At 38.5% G+C, this 22,371-nt stretch carries 19 protein-coding genes and 1 pseudogene; 10 read left to right on the top strand and 10 right to left on the bottom strand.

Features of this window, described 5'->3' with window-relative positions; all coding sequences use genetic code 11:
- Nucleotides 1–59: 59 nt before the first annotated feature.
- Nucleotides 60–602: a type II secretion system protein gene (locus tag C4E06_RS04305; RefSeq protein ID WP_107666972.1), complete on the bottom strand. Its 543-nt coding sequence runs from the start codon at nt 600–602 to the stop codon at nt 60–62.
- Nucleotides 603–858: 256 nt separating this feature from the next.
- On the opposite strand from C4E06_RS04305, the gene C4E06_RS04295 reads away from it, so the two are divergent.
- The 3 genes from C4E06_RS04295 (at nt 859) to C4E06_RS04285 (ending at nt 4,000) form a co-directional block, all read left to right on the top strand.
- Entirely contained in the window at nt 859–2,136 is a 1,278-nt protein-coding gene (locus C4E06_RS04295; RefSeq protein WP_198648303.1) for a GIY-YIG nuclease family protein, read from the top strand.
- A gap of 328 nt (nt 2,137–2,464) precedes the next feature.
- Nucleotides 2,465–2,998 (top strand): DoxX family protein, encoded by a 534-nt coding sequence (locus C4E06_RS04290; RefSeq protein WP_107666971.1) that lies wholly within the window; start codon nt 2,465–2,467, stop codon nt 2,996–2,998.
- Between the two features lie 186 nt (nt 2,999–3,184).
- Nucleotides 3,185–4,000 carry an SDR family oxidoreductase gene (locus C4E06_RS04285; protein ID WP_107666970.1) on the top strand — a complete coding sequence of 272 codons (816 nt, stop codon included), beginning with the start codon at nt 3,185–3,187 and terminating at the stop codon, nt 3,998–4,000.
- 70 nt (nt 4,001–4,070) lie between these two features.
- Here the strand turns inward: C4E06_RS04285 and C4E06_RS04280 are convergent, their stop codons facing one another.
- A complete protein-coding gene (locus C4E06_RS04280; RefSeq protein WP_107666969.1) occupies nt 4,071–5,372 on the bottom strand; it encodes a dihydrolipoamide acetyltransferase family protein in 1,302 nt (433 codons plus the stop codon).
- Nucleotides 5,373–5,538: 166 nt separating this feature from the next.
- Here C4E06_RS04280 and C4E06_RS04275 point away from each other — a divergent pair, with 166 nt between their 5' ends.
- Both C4E06_RS04275 and C4E06_RS04270 read left to right on the top strand, forming a co-directional pair.
- A complete protein-coding gene (locus C4E06_RS04275) occupies nt 5,539–6,045 on the top strand; it encodes a hypothetical protein (RefSeq protein ID WP_107666968.1) in 507 nt (168 codons plus the stop codon).
- Nucleotides 6,046–6,156: 111 nt separating this feature from the next.
- Entirely contained in the window at nt 6,157–7,662 is a 1,506-nt protein-coding gene (locus C4E06_RS04270) for a cryptochrome/photolyase family protein (protein ID WP_107666967.1), read from the top strand.
- Between the two features lie 390 nt (nt 7,663–8,052).
- Here the strand turns inward: C4E06_RS04270 and C4E06_RS04265 are convergent, their stop codons facing one another.
- Nucleotides 8,053–8,388, bottom strand: a complete 336-nt coding sequence (locus tag C4E06_RS04265; protein ID WP_107666966.1) for a hypothetical protein — start codon at nt 8,386–8,388, stop codon at nt 8,053–8,055.
- Between the two features lie 284 nt (nt 8,389–8,672).
- Here C4E06_RS04265 and C4E06_RS04260 point away from each other — a divergent pair, with 284 nt between their 5' ends.
- On the top strand, nt 8,673–10,415 hold the full coding sequence (locus C4E06_RS04260) for a TrkA family potassium uptake protein (protein ID WP_198648302.1): 1,743 nt from the start codon (nt 8,673–8,675) through the stop codon (nt 10,413–10,415).
- A gap of 25 nt (nt 10,416–10,440) precedes the next feature.
- Here C4E06_RS04260 and C4E06_RS04255 read toward each other — a convergent pair whose 3' ends face one another.
- From C4E06_RS04255 to C4E06_RS04225, 7 genes are all read right to left on the bottom strand, one after another.
- Nucleotides 10,441–13,782, bottom strand: a complete 3,342-nt coding sequence (locus C4E06_RS04255) for a tubulin-like doman-containing protein (RefSeq protein ID WP_107666965.1) — start codon at nt 13,780–13,782, stop codon at nt 10,441–10,443.
- A gap of 147 nt (nt 13,783–13,929) precedes the next feature.
- Nucleotides 13,930–14,223 carry a nucleotidyltransferase family protein gene (locus C4E06_RS04250; protein WP_107666964.1) on the bottom strand — a complete coding sequence of 98 codons (294 nt, stop codon included), beginning with the start codon at nt 14,221–14,223 and terminating at the stop codon, nt 13,930–13,932.
- Nucleotides 14,224–14,239: 16 nt separating this feature from the next.
- Complete coding sequence (locus tag C4E06_RS04245) at nt 14,240–15,163, bottom strand: hypothetical protein (protein WP_107666963.1); 924 nt, start codon at nt 15,161–15,163, stop codon at nt 14,240–14,242.
- 12 nt (nt 15,164–15,175) lie between these two features.
- Nucleotides 15,176–16,768, bottom strand: coding sequence for an ABC transporter substrate-binding protein (locus C4E06_RS04240; protein WP_107666962.1), 1,593 nt, complete (start codon nt 16,766–16,768; stop codon nt 15,176–15,178).
- 123 nt (nt 16,769–16,891) lie between these two features.
- A complete protein-coding gene (locus tag C4E06_RS04235; RefSeq protein WP_107666961.1) occupies nt 16,892–17,818 on the bottom strand; it encodes an FTR1 family protein in 927 nt (308 codons plus the stop codon).
- 108 nt (nt 17,819–17,926) lie between these two features.
- Entirely contained in the window at nt 17,927–18,361 is a 435-nt protein-coding gene (locus tag C4E06_RS04230; RefSeq protein WP_009547070.1) for a bacterioferritin, read from the bottom strand.
- Between the two features lie 240 nt (nt 18,362–18,601).
- Entirely contained in the window at nt 18,602–18,796 is a 195-nt protein-coding gene (locus C4E06_RS04225) for a hypothetical protein (RefSeq protein WP_107666960.1), read from the bottom strand.
- 222 nt (nt 18,797–19,018) lie between these two features.
- Here C4E06_RS04225 and tyrS point away from each other — a divergent pair, with 222 nt between their 5' ends.
- From tyrS to C4E06_RS04205, 4 genes and pseudogenes are all read left to right on the top strand, one after another.
- A complete protein-coding gene (gene tyrS, locus C4E06_RS04220; protein WP_107666959.1) occupies nt 19,019–20,242 on the top strand; it encodes a tyrosine--tRNA ligase in 1,224 nt (407 codons plus the stop codon).
- Nucleotides 20,243–20,577: 335 nt separating this feature from the next.
- Entirely contained in the window at nt 20,578–21,351 is a 774-nt protein-coding gene (locus C4E06_RS04215; protein WP_107666958.1) for a PspA/IM30 family protein, read from the top strand.
- A 118-nt stretch (nt 21,352–21,469) separates the two neighbouring features.
- On the top strand, nt 21,470–21,796 hold the full coding sequence (locus C4E06_RS04210) for a co-chaperone YbbN (RefSeq protein ID WP_107666957.1): 327 nt from the start codon (nt 21,470–21,472) through the stop codon (nt 21,794–21,796).
- Between the two features lie 80 nt (nt 21,797–21,876).
- Nucleotides 21,877–22,371, top strand: a pseudogene (locus tag C4E06_RS04205) (aminotransferase class I/II-fold pyridoxal phosphate-dependent enzyme); the annotation flags it as partial.

The raw sequence follows: 22,371 nt of genomic DNA, 5'->3' as shown, positions 1-22,371 counted from the left end.
TTTTACTTATATTATTACCTTAATTTTTAATTTTAACGAGATTGCTTCGATGATTTATCTTACCGGTTGCACACTTCGGAGGGTTGCCAACCTAAACTCAAAGTTAAATCATCACTATTTCTATCTCTCTCTCTATCCTCATAAAACCCGGGTTGATGATGCAGACTACCATTAACAGGAGACTGTCTTATATTATCTTTGCCAAAAAAGCTAATTTTGACCACACAACCCCCACTAGAAGGCCAATTTTCATAATCATACCTGGAATTATAAGGGGTTAGGGTTGTATTCCTTCTAATAAAACATTCAATTCCTACTGGCACTCTGTCAGGATGTACATCTTCTGGAAAATATCCCTTTTCAAATCTAAATGCTTCTAATTCTCGTTTGATACAACCCATATGAAGTTTAGCTTCTCCATAATGAAATTTGTCAATGGTGGCGATATAAGCAGGTGTGGCAATCGCAGAGAAAATGCCAACCATTATCCCTGAAATCAATAATTCTAATAAAGTAAATCCTTGATCAGACTTTTTTGTTTTTTGGCTACTAATGGGTACTTTTAACAAATAAATAGAAGCTAAGATTTTGAAAAAAAGCATAACAATATCAACCTGATAAGATAAGGTTTACTCTGATTAATTTCTTTTAATTAATAAAAAAATAAAAAGCGGCTGTATCTCAGTTTACAAGTTTTGTTGTCCCTGAGTTCACAATACTGGATTATCAATAGGATACCCATACTTGATCCAAATCATGTCATTTTAGTGATTTATATCTTATTTAGGTTTGATAGTTATCTAACATATTAGGGAATACTACTAAAAAGTACGAGACAAGTTACATTGATTCAGTTCTATGGAATGGAAAGATTGGCAGCATACATCCTTCAAGTTAAAAGATTGTCTTCCCTCCTATTCAGGTATCTATATCGTTGCAGATAAAGATGATCATGTTTGGTATGTCGGACAAGCTAAGGATATACAATCAAGATGGCAAGGTAACAGTCATCATCGATATTCTCAACTGAAACGATCCAATAAAAAATATCATTACACCATTTATCATTATCCCTTTCCTATTGAACAGCTAGACGAAAAAGAACGTTACTATATTAACACCCTGAAACCCGAACTCAATAACAGCAAAGTTAAACAATATCTTCCTAAAGTTCCTACCCTTGAAGAAGAAATTAAACGTATTCTCAAAGTATTAAATAAACCCAATAGTCTCTATCCAACCATTAGATCCCTGATATTAGGTCAGTATCAAGATCAAGATAATATCACTCATATTTTGTGTCTTATTAATCCTAATGATTATGACATATTACAAAATTCTGCAACTAAGAAACATGGGGGTTTAGTTAGAAATGCTTGGTCTGGACTGTATCGACATTCTAATCGTATCATTGTTTGGATAGATACCCCTATTTATACAATGTCTGGATATCAGTTTGAATTTTATAGTGGGTTAGAAGTTATCAATTATTTAGAAAAACACAGTGATAAGCGAAGTTATTATCTTCAAAACGGATCTATTTTAGACGTTGATGTTTTGATGATAAAAGACCTAAAAATTCTGACTTTATCTAATTTAGTCATAGAAGAAAAATTAAAAGATAAATTACCTTTATTAGAAAACACCATGAACACCAACCACCAACAAGAATCACAAAACCAATCTCAAGAATTAATGACACCCTCTCTACCTAAAAAGATGACACGCTGGTTAGTACATATAGAAGAGGTTGAAGTAGAAATTTGTAAAGATGAAAATAATAAATATTATGTTCGTCATAATTTATTTTGGTATATGATTAATGAGAGAAAGAATCCAGATCCTATTCATAACAATATAATAAATAACCTTCAAAGATGGGTTAATAACGAATTACCTACCATTTGGTGGGTAGGTTATCGGTTTAAATTTGAAGAACTTGAATTTGAAGATGGACTGATTACTGAAGCTGTTTTATTACCTTTAAAAATGTTTGAGGATTTTATTAATTATCATTATCACAAAATAGCACAAACATATTCTTCTAAACCTCCAACATCTTTTGATCGTAGTTATAACATATATCAACTCGGTAAATGGCTTAAAAATAATAGCTTAGAACAATTTAAAAAGTAACCCAACCTCTTGATTCTTGTAGAGAGTTAATAATATCTGTAGGGGCTTAATAATATTAAGCCCCTACCACCTACGGATAAGTGACGACTGATCACTGTTACCTGACAACTGACGTTGAAATATTTAAGAAACTTGTTAAGATATTAAGAAATGTTAATGCTATACTCATCAGCATTGTCTAGAGCCTTATTGCTTTAGTCCCCTAAACAACGACGTTTAAGGGATTAGGGTCATGATGCCACTGGATTTTTTCTAAACATTTATCTACAAAACTCAATGAAGTTTTGTAAATTCCTTAATTTTTTCAATTTTTTCACCTCTTGTCATCATGAATACATCAATACTTAGTTTAGTCTTCAAACCCAATGTTAACCCTAGCATTGCGTCCCAAACCGCTTGGGCAATTTTTCGGGTGGTTGTCGGTTTAATGATGATCCATAATGGACTCGATAAACTCGGCAATATCGAAAGCTTTGCAGAGGCTTATGTGGCTTATATTGGGCTACCTTTTCCCATTTTCTTTAGTTATGTGGCTGCTTTTACTGAATTAATCGGTGCGCCGTTAGTTGCCATTGGTTTATTCACTCGTCCGGCTGCATTAGGGTTATTCTCAACCATGCTTGTGGCGATGTACCATCATATTTTAGTGGCAGGGTTTAGTATTCCTTATCTCGAACTCTCTGCTGTCTATGCAGCTTGTTTTCTCTTCTTTTTAATCAATGGTGCCGGTTTATTTTCCGTCGATGCTTTGATCTTGAACTTGTTAGATAGTCAAGCTTTCAACGAAAAAGCCAAGCAACTCATGTTGTTAGAAAAATCTTATCAAGTTTCTCCCAGTAAGAAAGAAAAACAAATGCGATAGGTTTTTATGCTTATTGTGAGCTAAAAGTCCGCCTTAAGGTGGACTTTTTTCCCATAATTTCTCTAACAAAATCTCTAAAATCAACCCGATTTCTTTACTTTGTTTGGCTAGAGTAGACACAAAGGAAAGATGCACTCATCAATGCACCTAAATTCCTTGAAGTCTTGTAAAAGGAAGACAGTAAAGGTGAAAGTATTAGGAAAAACTGCCCTCGTTACCGGAGCATCTCGTGGAATTGGTCGTGCGATCGCCATTGAATTAGCTCAACAAGGGATTAAACGCTTACTATTAGTGGCTCGCAACCGAGTTAATCTAACAGAGGTTGCTGAAGAAATTCAAGCCACAGAAGCGACTGTAGAAGTGGTTATTCTGCCCTTAGATATCAGAGACTCCGTTAGTGTTACCACTGCTATTGCTCAAGCTTGGCGAGATTACGGCCCCATTGATATTTTGGTTAACTGTGCAGGAGTCGCCCATCAAAGCTCTTTTCTTTATTCTAAATTATCCCAAGTCGAAGACGAACTTTCCGTTAATTTGATGGGGACTTATCATATAACAAGAGTGGTAGCACGACGCATGGCCGCTCAAAAACAAGGAACCATCATCAATGTTTCTAGTTTAATGGGTAAAATTGCTGCTCCCACCATGGCTACCTATTCCGCTACAAAATTCGCCCTTTTAGGCTTTACCCAAGCGTTGCGAAGCGAATTAGCTCCCTATAACATTCGAGTGATCGCTTTGTTGCCTTCTTTAACGGATACGGATATGGTACAGGGTTTAGAGTGGTTTCGCTTCATGAAACCGGTTGTTCCGAAAAAAGTGGCTCAAGCTTTAGTCATAGGGTTACAAAAAGATATTTCAGAAATTGTCGTCGGATGGCAAAGCCATTTAGCCCTATGGTGTCAACAACTAACACCTTGGTTAATGCAACAAATCACGGCAATGGCTGCCCCTTTGTCTCAAAAATCTCACTCAACTCAACGGGTTGCAAAGATAAGCTAATGTCTTCTTTATTATTGTTTTGGGGATATTCAGTCTCAATATCCTCTTAAATATCCCCTATAACAATGGCTTACATGGTTAAAGATTGCACATCCGTTTCTAATAAGTTAGCAAACTCTTGTAAGAAAGCCGCCGCATGGGAACCATAAATAACACGATGATCACAGGTAATATTAACCGCCATTTGACGTTTAACCCCTAATAACCCATCAGGAGTGGCTACCACTTGGGGACTCGATGCACCGATCGCTAAAATGGAACCTTGTCCGGGGGGTAAAATGGCATCAAAGCGATCCACCCCAAACATTCCTAAATTGGATAGGGTAAAGGTACCACTATTATATTCTTCTGGTTGTAACTGCTTGGCTCTTGCTCTGTCAACTAAATCTTTCCAGGTACGAGATAGAGAATAGATGTCAACTTTGTCAGCATTTTGTAAGACGGGAGTAATTAACCCACCATCCGGCATGGCGACAGCGATCGCAATATTAATCGACTGAGGATAACGAATGCCTTGCTCGCTGTAATTTGCGTTAACTAAAGGATGTTTTTCGAGGGTAACTGCTACTGCTTTGGCCAATAAGGCTGTCATAGTTACCCCTTTAGCCTTCAGTTTCTTATAGAGCTTATCTAACTCATCGGTGGTAATAGTATAACCGACATGGAAGGTAGGAACCTGTAGGGTAGCCACCATGTTTTGTACCACTGCTTTTTGTAGGGTATTGAGGGGTACAGTTTCTCCTGCGGTAACAGGGGTAGGTGTTGGGGTTGCAGGGGCAGGGGTTGAGGTTGCAGTGGGTTGAGACGGTTGAGGGGTTTGAGTGGGAATAGCAGGGGGTGTCGGGGTTTTTCCTGCGGCCTTTTCAATATCTTCTGCCACAATTCTGCCATAAGGACCGCTTCCTTCCACCGTGTTGAGAGAGATCCCTAGTTGTTTGGCTAATTTTTTCGCTCTGGGAGAAGCCACAATACGGTTACTTTTGCCATTGGTTGACGCGGGGGCTGTTGCTGTTGCTGTAGCGGTGGTTGCGGGGGCTTGAGAGGGGGGGGTTTCCTCTTTTTGAGGTGGGGTAGGTTCGGGGGATTTCTGGGAGCCAGAAGGGGCTTTTTCTTTGGCTTGGGCAATTTCTTCTTCCGTTTCTGCGATTAAAGCGATCGCATCTCCTACGGGAGCTTCTTGACCGGCTTCGACTAAAATAGTTGCTAGATAGCCATCATAGAAAGATTCTACATCCATATCTGCTTTATCTGATTCTACGACAACCACGGTTTCCCCTTTAGATACTTTATCCCCTGGAGACTTGACCCAAGAGACAATTTTTCCTTCGGTCATGGTAGAACTTAATGCAGGCATGAAAATATCGTGAATCATGGAGCGACCTTCCCAAATGTAGTGTTAAAGCGTTATCAATCGTGTTGCTGATGATAGCAAGGGCAATCTATTTTGAACATTTATGCCGTTGTCTATTGTAGCGGAAAGGGGACAAGTTTAGTATTTTTTATTTTATCTGATTGATGGTTAGGATATTAATTTCAAAATGATTAACTTAAGACAAGCAGTATTTTATGAGTATGTAGATGATGGGGTTGTTGAAATTTTTGACCGATATAAATGGGGACTGAGACGGTTAGGGGTTAATTTTTCTCAAGATTTATTAGAAACCATTGTTTATTGTCCTCATAATTTAGAAAATACTTTAATCGCGTTTTGTTCTTGGGTTTTATGGTTAAAAAGTAAAGGAGAAAAAACCAGTCCTGAGATTTTATCAGACACCTTAACTCAAGCCTTAAAATCTGACAAAGGTTGGATACCTTATGATTATCAAAAAGATTTTTTAGCGCAACATCTCGATATTTTAGAAAGTCCTCAACTGTCTTTATGGAAAGCAGCCGGACAACAGTTAGGAGAGAGGTTAAGAAATCGAGTTATTGCTGATATTTCTGAGGAGGGTGAGATTATTTTTCACCCTAATATTATGTTAACTGATGAAGAAACAAAAAAAATTGAAGCATTTAAAGTTTATATTGATCAATTATTTTTATAAACTCTGATTTTCGATAGAAATAAAAAGTTCAAGATAAGGGACTTGGAAAGGGTTGAATAATCAGTTAGGATTAATAATATTGTTTTAAACTCATTCAATTAATTTCTATTTATGACTATTGGTATTTGGATTTTAGGAAATCAATTACATTCAGAACAAGCTGCATTACTCAGTTGCAAAAATAATAAACAAGAAACCCCTGTTATTTTTATTGAGTCTCATAACTATATTCAAGAAAAACCTTATCATCAACAAAAATTAGTCTTAGTTTTCTCAGCAATGCGTCATTTTGCTGAAGAATTAAGTTCACAAGGATGGCAAGTTAGTTACAAAATAGCACAAGATTTTGAACCATCATTAAATGCTTGGATTAATCAGCATAAAATCACAGAATTAAGATTGGTAACTCCTTGCGATCGCCCATTTTCAAGATTGATTGAAAGCTTTAAGTTAGATTGTCAAATTAAGTTTATTCCTAATAATCATTTTCTCTGGAGTCAAGCAGAATTTAAACAATGGAATGATTCAAGAAAACGGTTATTATTAGAAGATTTTTATCGAGAAGGCCGAAAAAAATTCAATATTTTAATGGAAGGAGATCAACCGGTTGGAGAGAAATGGAATTTTGATAAACAAAATCGTAAACCTCCCAAACAAAACTTAAATCCTCCTACTCCTTTATGGTTTGAACCTGATGAAATTACCCAACAAGTGATTAAAGATATCAAATCTTATAAAATAGCAACCTACGGCAAAATTGAACCCTTTAAATGGGGGGTTACTCGTTCACAAGCGTTACAAGTATTAGAGCATTTTTTAGAGAATAATTTAAACAATTTTGGTACTTATCAAGATGCTATGGTAACAGGAGAATATACTATGTGGCACTGTTTAATCTCTCCTTATATTAATCTTGGATTATTAACACCATTAGAAGTGATTAGAAAAATTGAAAAAGCTTATGATGAGTTTGATTATCCTTTAAATAGTGTAGAAGGTTTAATCAGACAAATTTTAGGATGGCGAGAATATATGTATGGAATTTATCAATTAATGGATGATGATTATAGGGATAAAAATTGGTTTAATCATCAAGAAACCTTACCCGAATTTTACTGGAATAGTGAGCAAACAGATATGAATTGTTTAAAACAAATTCTACAACAGGTAGAAGAAACGGGATATGGTCATCATATTCAAAGATTAATGGTGTTGAGCAATTTTGCTTTAATTTTTGGGGTATCTCCTCAAACTATTAATGATTGGTTTCATAGTGCATTTATTGATGGGTATGACTGGGTGATGGTTCCGAATGTGATAGGAATGGGACAGTTTGCCGATGGGGGAATATTAGCATCAAAACCCTATGCAGCCTCGGCTAATTATATTAATAAAATGAGTGATTATTGTAAAAATTGTGTTTATCAAAAAACGAAACGCACAGGAGAAAAAGCTTGTCCCTTTAACTTCTTTTATTGGGATTTTTTAGCGCGTCATCAAGACAAACTAAAATCTTTAGGTAGAATGAATTTAGTATTAGCTAATCTCAAAAAAATGGACTCAGAAGAATTACAAGAAATACAATCTCAAGCACAACAATGGAGAGAAGAACATTAAAAGTCTTGCTATAATTATTTAGTCAGCTAAAAACGGGGAATACTCGCATCTTGCATCTTGTTTAAAATTGGCTAGTAGTGAAAGGGTGTGGGGTGTAGGGTATAGGGGTTTATTTTGACTCTAACTGTCTTAGAATTGATTGTTTTTGTTTTTCTATTGAGTTTATTTGTCCTGGTGCAAGATGTGAGAATAGGGAATGGGGAATGGGCAAGGGTTCTCCCCTTCACAAAAAGGGGAGTTAAAGGGGGTGGCAATCGTTGATTAGACAACAGTTTCAAGGTTAACGAGTGTCCTCACTATTTTTTGTAGTGCTATAGATTTAACTAAAATTTGGTAAAAAATAAAAAAAACCCCCTATGATAAGGAGGCTTTCTGATTAATCTAAAATAATTATGGTTCTTGATTTTGATTAGCAGCTTCTTGCGCTTCTAACATTTGTCTTTGCGCTTCTTTAAAAGACTTAGCTGCTTCGTTGAGGTTATTTCTAGTATCTTCAGCAAACTCACCCCCACTACGACTCCGTTCTAAATTAGCACGGTGCATTAAATTTAGGGGGTTCATAAAATCCCCCATGTCTCCGTTGGGATTTTTTTCATTGCTTTGATAAGGCTTTTTATCCACTTGATCGATGGATTGTGCTACAGTGACAGGGGCTAACCCTAGGGTAACCCCTAAAAGGGTAAGCATAACTGCTATGTTTTTAGCTTTCAATGGGTTAAACATCATAGATTTTCTTCCTCAACACGCTTATGTTTGTGTTTAACTAATAGTGGAACATTATAAGTCTGCTAAAACCGATTTAGCATCAATTCATTGTATAACGGGTATCTGACCTATTTCTACTTTACAAGACGCTCAGGTAATAGCAACTGTTTCTAGAATACAACATTATTATAGATGTCATTAATTCCTTAAAATAGTCTGAAATCTAGTAAATCGTAAAGAAGGCTACAGACAATCAGAAAAAATATCAACAATACTAAAAGATTAAAAAACACTCAAAACTTTTCATGAAACCGCAAATCATAGTCTGTGGGTTGGGACGAACCGGATATAAAATATTTCGTTTATTAAAACGACAAGGGGCTGCTGTAGTGGGAATTAGCGACCGCCTCATTTTAGGAGAAACCTCTGATAATGTCATTGTCGGCGAATTAAGTTCCCCTTCAACCCTAGCCAAAGCTGGCATTCATCACGCCCATACCCTCGTTTTAGCCAGTAATAACGATGCGGTTAACTTAGGAACCCTCACCCAAGCGCGTATACTGAACCCGAAAATTCGCATTATTAACCGTTTATTTAACCATACGTTAGGGGAAAGACTCGATCAAACCCTTCCCCGTCACCATACCATGAGTGTGGCCGCCTTAGCTGCCCCTATCTTCTCATTCGCGGCCTTGGGGAATAAAGCGATCGGTCAACTACAATTATTTAAGCAAATTTGGCCCATCGAAGATGTTGTTATCGACGAAAATCATCCGTGGTTAGGGTTAAATTTAGGGGAGTTGTGGGAATGTCCCTCACGGATGTTAATTTACTATTTACCGGCTCAGGGTGAGTTAGATTTAGTTTCAGCAGTCTTACAGAAAAAATCCCTACAATTAGGGGATCATCTCATTATTGGGACTCGCTTAAGCAGTCGTTCTCAACGTCGCTTTTGGGGTCAGAAAATAGTTAAAGCGATCGCTAATTTACGACGTTATCAACGTTATGTTAATCCTGTCATTGCGGTAACGTTGTGTTTATTGGGAATGATTTTTGCTGCAACCTTTACCTATGTGGCAGTGAATTATAATACCTCTTTAGTCGATGCGTTATACTTCTCCGTGGGCATGATCACCGGTGCCGGCGGACAAGAACAAGTGGCCGAAAAAGCCCCGGACACCATTAAAGTATTTACCGCTATTATGATGATTGTGGGTGCAGGGGTGATCGGTGTGTGTTATGCGCTACTTAATGATTTTATTTTAGGGAGTCGTTTAAAACAGTTTTGGGATGTAGCCCGGGTTCCTACTAAACACCATTATATTGTCTGTGGGTTGGGAGGCATTGGTATTCAAATTGTTCGTCAACTCCAGGGACAAGGGTATGAGGTGGTGGTGATAGAGTCGGATCAAAATAACCGTTTTTTACATACGGCGCGATCGTTAAGGGTTCCCATTATTTTAGAAGATGCAAGGGTTAATGACACTTTAAAGACGGCTAATATTCAAAAAGCAGAAGGGATTATTGTTGTTACTAGCGACGATATGATCAATGTGGAGATCGGGCTAACGGCTAAAGCGATCGCTCCTCAGATTAACATTACCCTGCGATCGCAAGATCCTCAGTTTGGTCAGTCGGTGCAAGAGGTTTTTGAGTTTGAAACGGTGTTATGTCCCTCGGAGTTAGCCACCCCTTCTTTTGCGGCTGCTGCCTTGGGAGGCAAAATTTTGGGCAATGGCATGACAGAAGACTTGTTATGGGTAGCTTTAGCCACTTTAATCACCCCGAAACATTCTTGTTGTGGGGAAACCGTGAAAGATGCAGCCATGAAAGGAGGGTTTGTGCCGTTGTATTTGGAACGAAACCCTTTAACTATCCATAGTTGGGAGTTATTAGAGACTCAGTTACGGCCTGGGGATGTTTTATATTTAACCATGCCAGCCAGTGAATTAGAGCAATTATGGCGTATTCCTTTTAAGGAGGCAGAAAACGATCTCCTTAACCCCCCTTATCAAGAGGGGCAAATAAGAGGGAAGATTTTTAGTTAACTATTTCCTGTTCCCTGTTTCCTATTTACAAAAGATGGTTTAATTCTGCCACTTCTGACATTGTTTTCCATCCTTCCATACCGGCACACCAAATATAGGTTTCTGGGGTAACGCCTTGGGTTAATAATTCATCTTTAGAAAAGGGGCCAGTTTGTTGATTCTCTTTATAAAGATACCATTTTTTAGGAGCAGGAGGTTGAGGGGGTTGGGGCGGTTTTTCGGTTGTTGTTTTTGGGGTATGACTCACAGTTTCAGTGACATAAAGTTGATGATCATCGATTAATCTTTTAATGATTTCTGCCTCTCGTTTGTATTCGGGACTGTCTTTACCCCCTTGTTTTTCTAATTCTAAGGATCGGTGTTCTAAATAGGCCATTAAAGTTTGATAAAGTTGTCGTTTTTGTTGAGGGGTTTGGGCTTGATTTAACTTTTCAGTAATTTGTTGTTGTATTTCTTCTCTATCTTCACGACAAGCACGAACTTCTAATATTTGTGACGCTTCTTCCCAACTTGAAGCAATGTCAACATTTTCTAGACCTATATTCGTTTTACGAGTGTAACGAATTGTGTTTTCTCTGGTAGCTTGATTTTCTGATAAGTATAAGACATTTAATGCTCTTGCTTGAATCACTAATTGAAAGATTTTTGGATCTTCGGGAAAGACATCCCAAAATGGGGGTTCTTTTTGAATGTGGACGGGAATGGGTAAGTCTCTGGGTTCGCCTCGTAATTGGGCGCGTTTGGCTTCAATGCTGTCCCCTTTCCAGTCTTGATAGGATTGTCTTAACTCTTTCATCCCATCAATACAACGTAAAGAAAAGCCTCCTGTTTCTTGTACAAATACCATCCGGTGGCGTTCAGAATCTCCTAAAGGTTTAATGGCACTTTCTTTAATATCGGGGAATTGTTGCAGTAAAGGAAGGAGTTTTTGTGCTGCAGGATCGGCGGTATTTCTACCCCCTAAAATACCAACATTGACATTAGTTGAAGGGGTAAACCCTGCATCTTTTCCTGATAAAACCGCCCGATTCATCATAATTAAGGGCTTAGATTTATGATAGGCTATACGAATATTATCAGTAATTTCTGTTTCGTCGTTGTACAGTTTGAAGAGGCGATCGCAAGCTGCCATCTCGGTATAAAGATGGGCATTTTTTGGGGTTTTATCGACTACGGTTTCTTTACTATAATTGTAGATAATTTCTTCTAAATCTTCTTGTTGCACATCAGGAATTTTGGGAACATCAAATAAGCGCATATATTCATCAGCGAGGCGGTTTTTCTTCCATAAAGGACTGGCTTCTTTTAAAATATCTTCTGATAGGGTACTACAAATTTGATCCAGTCCCATTTCAAAGCGACTTTTACTCCCTTGAACATTCGATCCTAGTTTTTCAATTAAGTCTTGATACAGTTCATTCATCTTATCTCTATCATATAGTTTAATGCCATTTATGGTTAAAACATCGGCACTTTCAGCTTGATGATCTGCTTCTTTAGCAAATTCATCTCTTGTCTGTATTAAACGCTGTTGAAAGCGATTTAAACGCCTTTCTAAACTGTCTAATTCTTCTTTTAAACGATCAATAACGGTTAATGAAGCAGCGCGAGTTTTTCGCTGTATGGTTGCGATTAAACTGCCTTGGAGATTTTCTAAAATGCTCTCACAACACAAGGTGATTCTATCTTTTTTCGTAATACCATATTGCTCTTTTATCTGAATAAATTCTTCTAATGCTTTTTCGTATTGTTCCTGTCTTTCTGTTTCTTTGGGTTCCCAAAGTTGTTCTTTTTGTTGACTAAATCTTTGTCTGGTATCGTCAAAAATTTGTCTGACCATCGTAATAAAGGTATGAGCAAATTTAGGTCCTAAATTGCGATCTTCAATAATACGATAAAGTTCGTCTTCTAGGGCTTTTCTTCCTTGGGTAATGGTGCGATCGCGGTTATCATAAATTCTTTGAAAATAGTCTCCGTGTAACCGTTCATCGGGACTTAATTCTCGAAAATGATCTTGTCTATAACTATTGACTTCTTCTTGAATAAATCGATCTAACTCTTTTATTTTTCCCTGTTCTTTACCGAAAATATTAATACCTGTTGCCGTACACTGTAAATAGTTTTCTTGGTTAATGGTTTGCCGTAGGTTATTAACCCATTGCGAAACTTCTTCGATATAAGATTTATCTTGCGCTGCCCCCATATCTGCTAATAATTCCACGTCGGTTAAACGCATTTTTTTAAGAATATCGCTTTTAATCAATTCCATTGAATCAGCCGGCAGTTGTACTTGTTCATTTAACCACCAGTTAACGATATCTTTTGCTAAGCGATAACATAAAGAATTCCGAATCTGAAAAATAGGAATTTCAATGGTAGATAAGCCAAAACTCATAAAGTTTTTGGGATATCCTCTACCGCCAGGATCAGCTTGCGCCCAAGCAGATTTAATATTGTCTCGGATAGATCGTTTATGGGGAGAAAAATCTGAAGTCAAATCTAAGAAAATATTTTGGGCGATCATCTCCCGTATTTGATCCAGTTTAAAGTCACTTTCTCCGTTTTTTGTTCCCACTAAATAGGTAAAATCAAAGGGGGCGCGGTTGCTGCGAACTTCATCCGCTAAATTCTTACTAAATTGACAATTATATTCGGTTCGATAGTCAGAAAAATAGCTTAATTCCATCATGGCTGCGTAACCATTTGCTAATACGCGATCGCCGACTTTTATCCCTGCAAACGCTTGCGGCATAGGAACAATAGCAGTGACTAAAGGGCTACCTTCTGCTTCTAACCATTTACGCACACAATAGCCGATATCGATGAGCATTCCACTTCCTGTTCCTCCAGAAAGTGACCCGGTAACAAACACATTAATGGCGTTGGTACTCACTTTAATATTGTACCGATCTAACATAAAATTTTCACGGCCTTTAACCCGATTTACCGCCCCTAAAAATTTATCTCGAATATCATGATAATTACAAAATAAAGCAAATCTACCACAGGCCCTAATTTGTCCGGCCCCTGCTTCTAAAGACGTAATATTTCTTTCTAACTCTCTCGGAAACCAACGATCAATCCAAGGATATTGTTCCATATTAGAAACCATATCGCTGACTTGTTTTCCGCTAACGCTGGCCCAATGTTTTTCATGATCTTTGAATTTACTACCCCCGGCTTCTGGGTTACTAATTTTATAATCTTTATCTGTATCAACCACTAAAAAACTGAGAATAGGAAACGCCTCTAAACTGCCGTAGGTTTCCTCAACTAATCTGCGTATTCGTGATAAAATTTCTGCGCCGGTTCCCCCCACACCCACTAAGACAGTGGGAACCATACTTTTTTCTTCAACTGCTGCCATGTTCGCCTCCTGATTCTTACTCTCTATTTTAGATTAATTCCAGACACTTTTGTTGTGGGAATGACATAAAACTTTATTGTTCTATTTCTTTTAAAAGTAAATGAATTTGATATTTTAATGCTGGTATTTCTTATTCAATATAACTTCTCATAATTTAACACAATCTCTTAATACTTCCTCTTTAATTCTTTCCTTCAAACCTTTTTCGGTGACTACATCTACTTTTCGTCCTAAAGTAGCTTCTAAATCACGAATCAATCTAACTGGAAACCAAGGAGAAATTTTAGATAAATCATAATCAATTAAAAAATCAATATCGCTGTTTTCTGTTTCTTCTCCTCTGGCCACTGAACCAAAAAGCCTAACATTAAATGCCCCATGTTTGGCGGCTATAGATACTATTTCTTGTCTTTTTTCTATTAATAACTCTTTTAATGACATAACGCTTCTTCTCCTATTAACAAGATGAAATTAAAGGTAACCCCCCAGAAATCATCAAAGCTACTGTAATAATTGTGCCAATAAAAGCAATACCTAATGCTATTTTTCCTGAAGGTTCCATGGACATCTTAAATACCCCTTGAAATACCCATCTATCTAGGGGTAAAACCAATAACCAAAGAAAAGCAATTAAAGCACAACCTAACCAAAATCTGATCCATTTCCAGTTACTATTAAACTGTCTAAAAAAGTCATTTAAAAAAACTTCTTCTAAATAACTTCCTCCTGCATTAGATAGGTTAATATTATCAATATAAATGCCATCGGTTTGACGACTCGCGGATCTTAAATTAGGAACACTATCTGTGCCAAAAACGAGAGAATTAATTTTAATATCTTTTCCTGTTGCTTGAGTCACGGCTGACTGAGTAATGGTAACTCCTGCATCTGTTACCATCAATAATTCTTTGCAGTGATTTTGTTGATCTTCTAAAATTTCTGTGGCATTATTAATGACGATATCTAAATCATCTTGTTGGGGTTCAGGACGTAATTGATAGGGTAAATTCGGATCATTTAATTGACGATTTAATTGATTAACAATTACATCTTGAGATGAGTCCATACTAGCGGTTAATTTTGGGGCTTTTCCTCCTCCAATCCCTAAAATTTGTACTTTATTCGGATTCCTTAATTTGGCATTGGCTTCCAGGTAAGCATTAACCGCTTGTACCTCTTGATCCATGATAGTATTAGGAGCATTAAAGGTTTGACCTCGATAGGTGCTACTACTGAGATCAAGGGCAATAACCACAGCAACGGGGGGTTTTCCGATATTTAACAGGCCAAATAATAAAGCTAAGGCTAAAAAAATCCCCACCATAATTAATGGTGTATAAAACAAGGGATATTCAATCACTTTACGGCGATATTTTACCACTAGGTTAACTCCTTATTTTAATGAATCAAATTGATAGTCTGACCCTTTTGGCCCTTCATTTCCTTTGACGGCTTGAACTAAGGGAACTTCATTAAATAAATTAAAATCGGTGGTACTATCAGATAAAGTGACCCCGTTATTGAACTTCTGAAATATCAGGGAGCGATCGGGATTTTGACTGACGGTTTCAACTAAGGCTTTTGTCGCATCATAAGCGGTTGCTGTACGCCAACTGACTCGTCCTTTCCAACTTTGCAGGGCATCTTTAGCAAAGTCATCTGTCGGGCTAAAACTCCAGGGAACCGCTAAGATTATTCCTGCGATCGCATCTCCTCCTTGAACCAAAATATCGGCATTATACAGTTCATCTCCTCCCATCAATAATAAAGGAGAACCGTTATTTTCATTCGCTTGAGCTATTTTTACGGCTTGATCGACTTTACTTTTACTCAAGGCTAAAATCCCCACATTTGCTCCACTATTTTGCAAGTTACTAACGGCGGTATTGGCATCAAAGTTAGGGGAAATAATATCAATTTGTTCGATTAAATTACCTTGAACTTCAGGCAAACGATTAATAATTTCTTGTTGTAATTGTTGACTATAACCACTATCAGAATTATAAAAAATAGCAATCTTGGGGGAAGGTTGCTGTTGCGCTGCATACTGGGTTAAGGTTTTCCCCACCGCTTGCAAATAGTTAACTAATAATTCGTCTTCTTTTTCATTAATGGGAATGGTTTTTAGGGTTGACCCTTGAAAGCTACTGGTAAGGGGTGATAAAACGGCAACCCCTGCGCTTTCGTACTGTTGTAAGGCGGCTTGACTGCCCGGATCGATCCCGTACCCGACAATCCCTAAAATATCGGGGGTATTGATGACGGTTTGGGCAACATTGGGGGCGGTGGTGGGCTCACTACTATCGATGATGGCCACTTCTAACAGTCGCCCTGAGGCCGAAGACTGATTAAACTCCGTTTGATATTTAGCCACTCCTCGCAAAATTTCCGCCGCCGAGTCGGGACTACTGGTGGTGGTAACAGCAACGGCGATAGTTAGGGGGTTGCCGGCTTGTTTAGCTTGGGCGTTTTGCCAATAAATACGACTTTCGGGATCATTGGCATCAGCTTGAACGGCGGTTTCATAAGCGGTAACAGCCCCCGGCCAGTTTTCTTGGGCAAATGCGTCGGCGCCTGCTTGTTTATTAGGGGTGGATTGTAAAAAGAGTTTGTCTCCTCGACTGATAGCGTCACCATTGCTAGGAGTCGGGACCGTTGGGGTGGGTGAGGGAGAAGGTGTGGGAGGATTGATGGTTTGATCGTTATTTCCTTGAAGCAAGAAGAAAGCGGCCACCCCACCCCCCAAAATAAGGACAATAATGGCGATAATCACAGGGATCAGCCAGGAAGGGCTTCCATTCCCCGAACTCCCCGCCATCACAGTTTTACCGGGCTTTGACTTCCCGGCTTGGCCTGGGTTCATTGCTTCTTTGGGTAAGCCGCAAATGATACAGTCGGGCCCTGTGTTGACTTGGGGGGTGTGGGGAGATACCCCAGGGTATTGTTTACCGTCTTTGGGGACTCCATCACAAGTCCATGAACTCATGGGTCGGTTACTCTCCTAATCACCATCTTGAAAACTATGAACGATTATTTGAGAAAGCGGATGCTTTTGACTCATTTTTCGTCATAAAGTTAGCTTAGCAATTTTTGTCAAGATTGTCTGGAATTAGCTGACATTTTCGGCTGATTTGGGAGGAGTCGGACTGGATAAACTTTTGAAATAGAAAGTCCCGACAATTAACAAGAACAATAAATAAACAAGGATTTGTCCTAAATATAAGGTTTGTCGATAGCCAAACAAAGATTTTAGAATAATTCCAGGAAAGGTTTGATCTGGTAGGATAGTTGACCCATCCCAAACTAAAGGACCTAAAATACAAGAGTCTCCAGGAACCCAACACCATTGAGAAAAACTCGGATCAATTTGCCCTAAAAACATCACCACTAAATTAAGATGTTTAAGGACTCCTAAGACTAATCCTCCTACTACTAATAATAAGAAAATTCCCATCACTTTGAAGAAAAGACGAATATTAATTTTAACCCCCAACTTAAAGAGGAGAAATCCTAAAGTAGCTGCGGTTAATAATCCTAAAGCTGCGCCAATACTAGGAATTTTCCAACTGTTTTCAAATTTAGCAATGATAAATAAAACTGTCTCGAAGCCTTCCCTTAAAACAGCGATGAAAACTAATAAGAAAATTCCTTTTCCTGCCCCATTCTCTCCACTTAAGGCTGTTTCAATTCCTTGTTGAACTTCTCCTTTTAATTGCTTTCCTTGTTGGGTCATCCAAATGAGCATCCAACTTAACATGGCTACCGCTATGATACCAAATAACGTGGCTAAACATTCTTTTATAATAGGGGTATAAGGACTTTGATAAGTATTTACCCCTTGCAGGATTCCTCCTAATAAAAATCCTACCAAAATACTAGCGACAATTCCTCCACCAATCCCCTGATATACCCAACGATTGAGTTGGGTTTGTTCGACTTTTTTTAAACAAGTTAACACAATCCCTACCACTAGGGACGCTTCAAATCCTTCTCGTAAGGTCACAACAAATGTCGGTAATGCAGCACTGAAATCCATGATTTACTAAGGCTTATTGATTACCTATCCATTATATTATTTTTTTTATTATTTTCTAAAGTAACCCAGATATAGTATCTAGGTTACTTTTAAATTGCTTGGGTCTGATTAAACGTAATCCCGTAACATTTTTTTCAATTCTATGTTATGAACTTCTTCTTGTCCAATCATTCCCCGTGCAAATTCTTCGATATAAATGCTGGCATTTTCTACCACTTCTAAGAGATCCTTATACAAATCTAAGGCTTTTTTTTCGTGGTTGAGACTTTCTAAGAGAATGGCGTGTAAACTATGCTCATTTGTCTCTTCCATTGGGGCAATTTTTAAGCTAGGATGGCCTTCTAATCCTGTTAGGATTTCTCCCACTTGTTGAGCATGAAGTAAAGATTCTGTGGCCTGTTGTTGAAAAAATTGTACAATGGGAAGACGATGAGGGCCTGTAACCATCAAAGAATAATGGGTATAGCGAACAACCCCCGCTAATTCATATTCCATAATGGTGTTGAGAATGTCATTGGTTTTTTCTCTGTCAAGTTCTCTCATATTTTACCTTTTGAGGAGAAGAATTCATCTTACAAGGACAACATTTTATAAGTCTATTTTTTGAGGAAACTATTAGTTTATTTCCCCAGAGACTCTACCTCTAGCGTATCTTATTTATCCTTCTTCTCTTGTAAAATAAAGCTTAAATTTTCTCTCTCATGTCACGATTTATTGAATTGAGTTTCAATTTTCTTCTTTTCTGGAAAAAAAAGCCAGAGCATCTATTTATTTTTCTCTATTTTATTGACTAATTTGATTTGAGTTGGAGGGAATAGTTTGTGGCGGACGATTTTGATAACTTTGAACTAAGATTAAACCAATAAAAACAAAGAGTCCCATAAAAATCCAGAGCAATTGATTATTATTATTGGGGGGTTGTCGTCTTAGTTTTCTAATTCGTCTTTGTCCTTCTTGATATTCTCTTTCTGTGGTCATAATCCTTGAAATCAATTAAAACTCTTGATTAACATTTTATCTTAACAGAACTCAAAGGAAATGGGAGAAATTATAGAAAATTTTTGTCTTGTAAAATCAGGGATCGTCAATAATCTTCTGAGAATTCCTACTGAGAAACCTGGATAAAATGTGATAAACAGAGGTTAAACTCTGTTAAAATGAAGGATGTCTTATTAAGCAATCAACTATTATTAGCCTCTCATGTCCTCAGTCAATACCCCTGACTCTTTGAATTGGTTATATCGAGGAACCAGCGAAATTTTCCCCAGTCAACCTGACTCTAATAACCCCGAAGAAAACTTAGAAAAATTGATAGAACAAAGGGAGCGACCTTTGAGGGTTAAATTAGGCATTGATCCCACCGGCACCGATATACATTTAGGTCATAGTATACCCTTTCGTAAGTTACGAGCTTTTCAAGATGCCGGCCATACTGCAGTGGTTATTATTGGAGATTTTACCGCACAAATTGGCGATCCCACCGGTAAATCAGAAGTTCGTAAACAATTAACCTCTGAACAGGTAAAAAATAACGCCAAAAATTATTTAGAACAACTTCGTCCTATCCTGGATTTTGACACCCCAGGAAGGTTAGAAATTCGCTATAATTCTGAATGGTTAAAAGAGTTAAATTTAGCCAAAATTCAAGAACTTTTAGCCACCATGACCGTGGGAAAAATGTTAGCAAAAGAAGGATTTGCCGAACGGTATAAACAAGAAAATCCTATCTTTCTTCATGAATTTCTCTACCCTTTGATGCAAGGATATGATTCGGTGATGATCGACGCAGATGTAGAATTAGGAGGCACGGATCAAAAGTTTAATATTGCCGTAGGCAGAGACTTACAAAGACACTTCGGGAAAAAGCCACAATTCGGGTTATTATTACCCATTTTACTCGGCACAGATGGCCATCAAAAAATGTCAAAATCCCTCAATAATTATGTGGGGTTAAAAGAAGACGAATTATCCATGTATTCCAAACTCGAAAAAACCCCCGATGCAATTATTAAAGACTATTTTGAACTATTAACCAATTTACCCTTAGATCAATTACCCGAAAATCCTAGGGAATCTCAAAAATTATTAGCCATTGAAATTGTCTCCCAATTCCACGGCAAAGAAGCAGCCATAACCGCTCAAAAAACCGCAGAAGATTTAGTTAAAAATAAAGGAACTGGTGCAACGGATGCAGTTCCCGAATACGACTTATCGAATGTAGAATTTCCAGCCAAATTATTCTATATTTTAAATGCCAGTGGACTCTGTGGAAGCAGTGGAGAAGGGAGACGACAAATACAAGGGGGGGCAGTGCGTTTAGACGGAGAAAAAATCACCGATGTTAATATCACCTTTGATAACTTAGAACAACTTTCAGGTAAAGTTTTACAAGTGGGGAAAAAGAAGTTTATCAAATTAGTTTAGGTTAAAAGTTTATAACTCCGAACTCCGAACCCCGAACTCTTGTCTTCTCTTTGATAAACTAGAATACAGGAATGTATCACATCAAGAATGCCGATGGCTTATCGGTAAACCCAAAGCGAAGTCGAAGGGTGAACGCCTGTGGACAAGATGAGCGACCCTGCGCCGTCGTACGGCGCAAAGGAACGCGCGAGGAGAGCCGTCTCCCTTGGTTGAAGCAGGAATTGAACAGCAAACCTGTCTAAGTTTGCGTAAGTTTCATGAAGCAGCATAACAACGTTATTTTAACTTGACAGCTTAAACTCAACCTTGTACACACCAAGAGGATAAACAGTATTATGGGATTATTTGATCGCCTAGGCCGAGTGGTCCGAGCCAACCTCAACGATCTTGTTAGCAAAGCAGAAGATCCAGAAAAAGTCTTAGAACAAACCATTGTAGACATGGGTGAAGACTTGATCCAGTTAAAACAAGCCTTCGGCCAAACCCTGGCTTCCCAAAAACGAACCGAAGCACAATATAAACAAGCCCTTAAAGATGCCAATACATGGGAACAACGGGCAAAATTAGCCCTTTCTAAAGGGGAAGAAAGCCTCGCCAGAGAAGCCTTAGTTCGCAAAAAATCTTATACAGAAACGGCCACAACCCTCAAAGAGCAACTAGAGCAACAAAGCGGACAAATTGAAACCATGCGCCGTAATTTAACCGCCCTAGAGAGCAAAATTTCTGAAGCAAAAACCAAGAAAAATATGCTCATTGCTAGGTCTAAGGCGGCTAAAGCTAACGAAGCACTACAGTCTACCATGAGTGGCCTGAATACCAGTGGTTCGATGGCCGCCTTTGAACGCATGGAAAACAAAGTCTTAGACATGGAAGCGCGATCGCAGGCCGTAGGAGAATTAGGGGGATCAAGTTTAGAAAATCAATTTGCTGAACTCGAAGCCGGAAGCGGTGTGGAAGATGAACTGGCTATGCTTAAAGCCCAAATGACGGGATCGGCCGAACCCAAAGGGGCCTTACCCGAAGGAGAAACAAAGGATAAAGCCACTCCTAAAGATGACGTGGTTGACGCAGAGTTAGATGACTTACGCCGTCAACTCGATAATCTTTAAGACCATTGGTATTTTCCCTATATTGCCCCAAAAGTCAAGAAAACCCAGTTGAAGAAATTGGCCAAACTTGTAAGCTATTAACTGGTAACGGAATCATTGATCACTGATAACTAAACTTATGAGTAGTGTTCTCGAAATTACAGATCCTCAATTTGATACAGAAGTGTTTGAGGCTGACACCCCTGTATTAGTCTATTTTTGGGCTTCTTGGTGTGGTCCATGTCGTTTGGTTTCTCCTTCGATTAAAAAAATTGCTGATAGCTATGGCGAGAGTCTCAAAGTGGTCAAATTAGAGGTCGACCCTAACCCAGAGGCACGAACAAAATGCAAAGTAGAAGGGGTTCCTGCTCTACGTCTGTTTAAAGATAAACAGCTTTTGGCCGAACACGAAGGGGCGATCGGAAAACAACAACTAGAAGAGATGCTTAAAAAACATCTCAACTAAAATAATGAGGTGGCGAGAGGGTCAAAAATAGGTTTTTTTGTTATCCTCTCCTCTCCCTTTTCTCCGAAATAATCAAAACCATGCACTTCGCGAACCGTCTTCAAGCTTTAGAAAAAAATGTCTTTGCTGATATGGATAGGGCAAAATCTCAGGCAATCAGCAACGGCCAAACCATTATTGATTTATCCTTGGGATCATCGGATTTACCGGCCGATCCAGAGGCGATCGCCCATATTACCGCTTCCCTCCAAGATCCTAGCACTCACGGTTATCTCCTCCACCACGGAACGTTAACATTCCGAGAAACAGTAGCGCAATGGTACTATCAACGCTTGGGGTGGCAGTTGATCCCATCGGGAAGTCTTAACCCTCATTGGTTCCCAAGAAGGAACGGCACACTTACCCCTCGCTCTGCTCGATCCGGGGGATTTTGCCCTACTCCTTGATCCCGGCTATCTTCCCATGCCGGAGGGTGTATTGGCCGGGGGTCAAATTTATCCCATGCCGTTGTTGGCAGAAAACGACTTTTTACCGAAGTTTGAAGCGGTTCCGGCGCAAGTGTTAAGTCAAGCTAG

It is taken from the genome of Cyanothece sp. BG0011 (assembly GCF_003013815.1).
GTDB lineage: Bacteria > Cyanobacteriota > Cyanobacteriia > Cyanobacteriales > Microcystaceae > Crocosphaera.
Note: the sequence above shows the minus strand (reverse complement) of the source record. Positions and strands in the feature narration are given on the sequence as shown.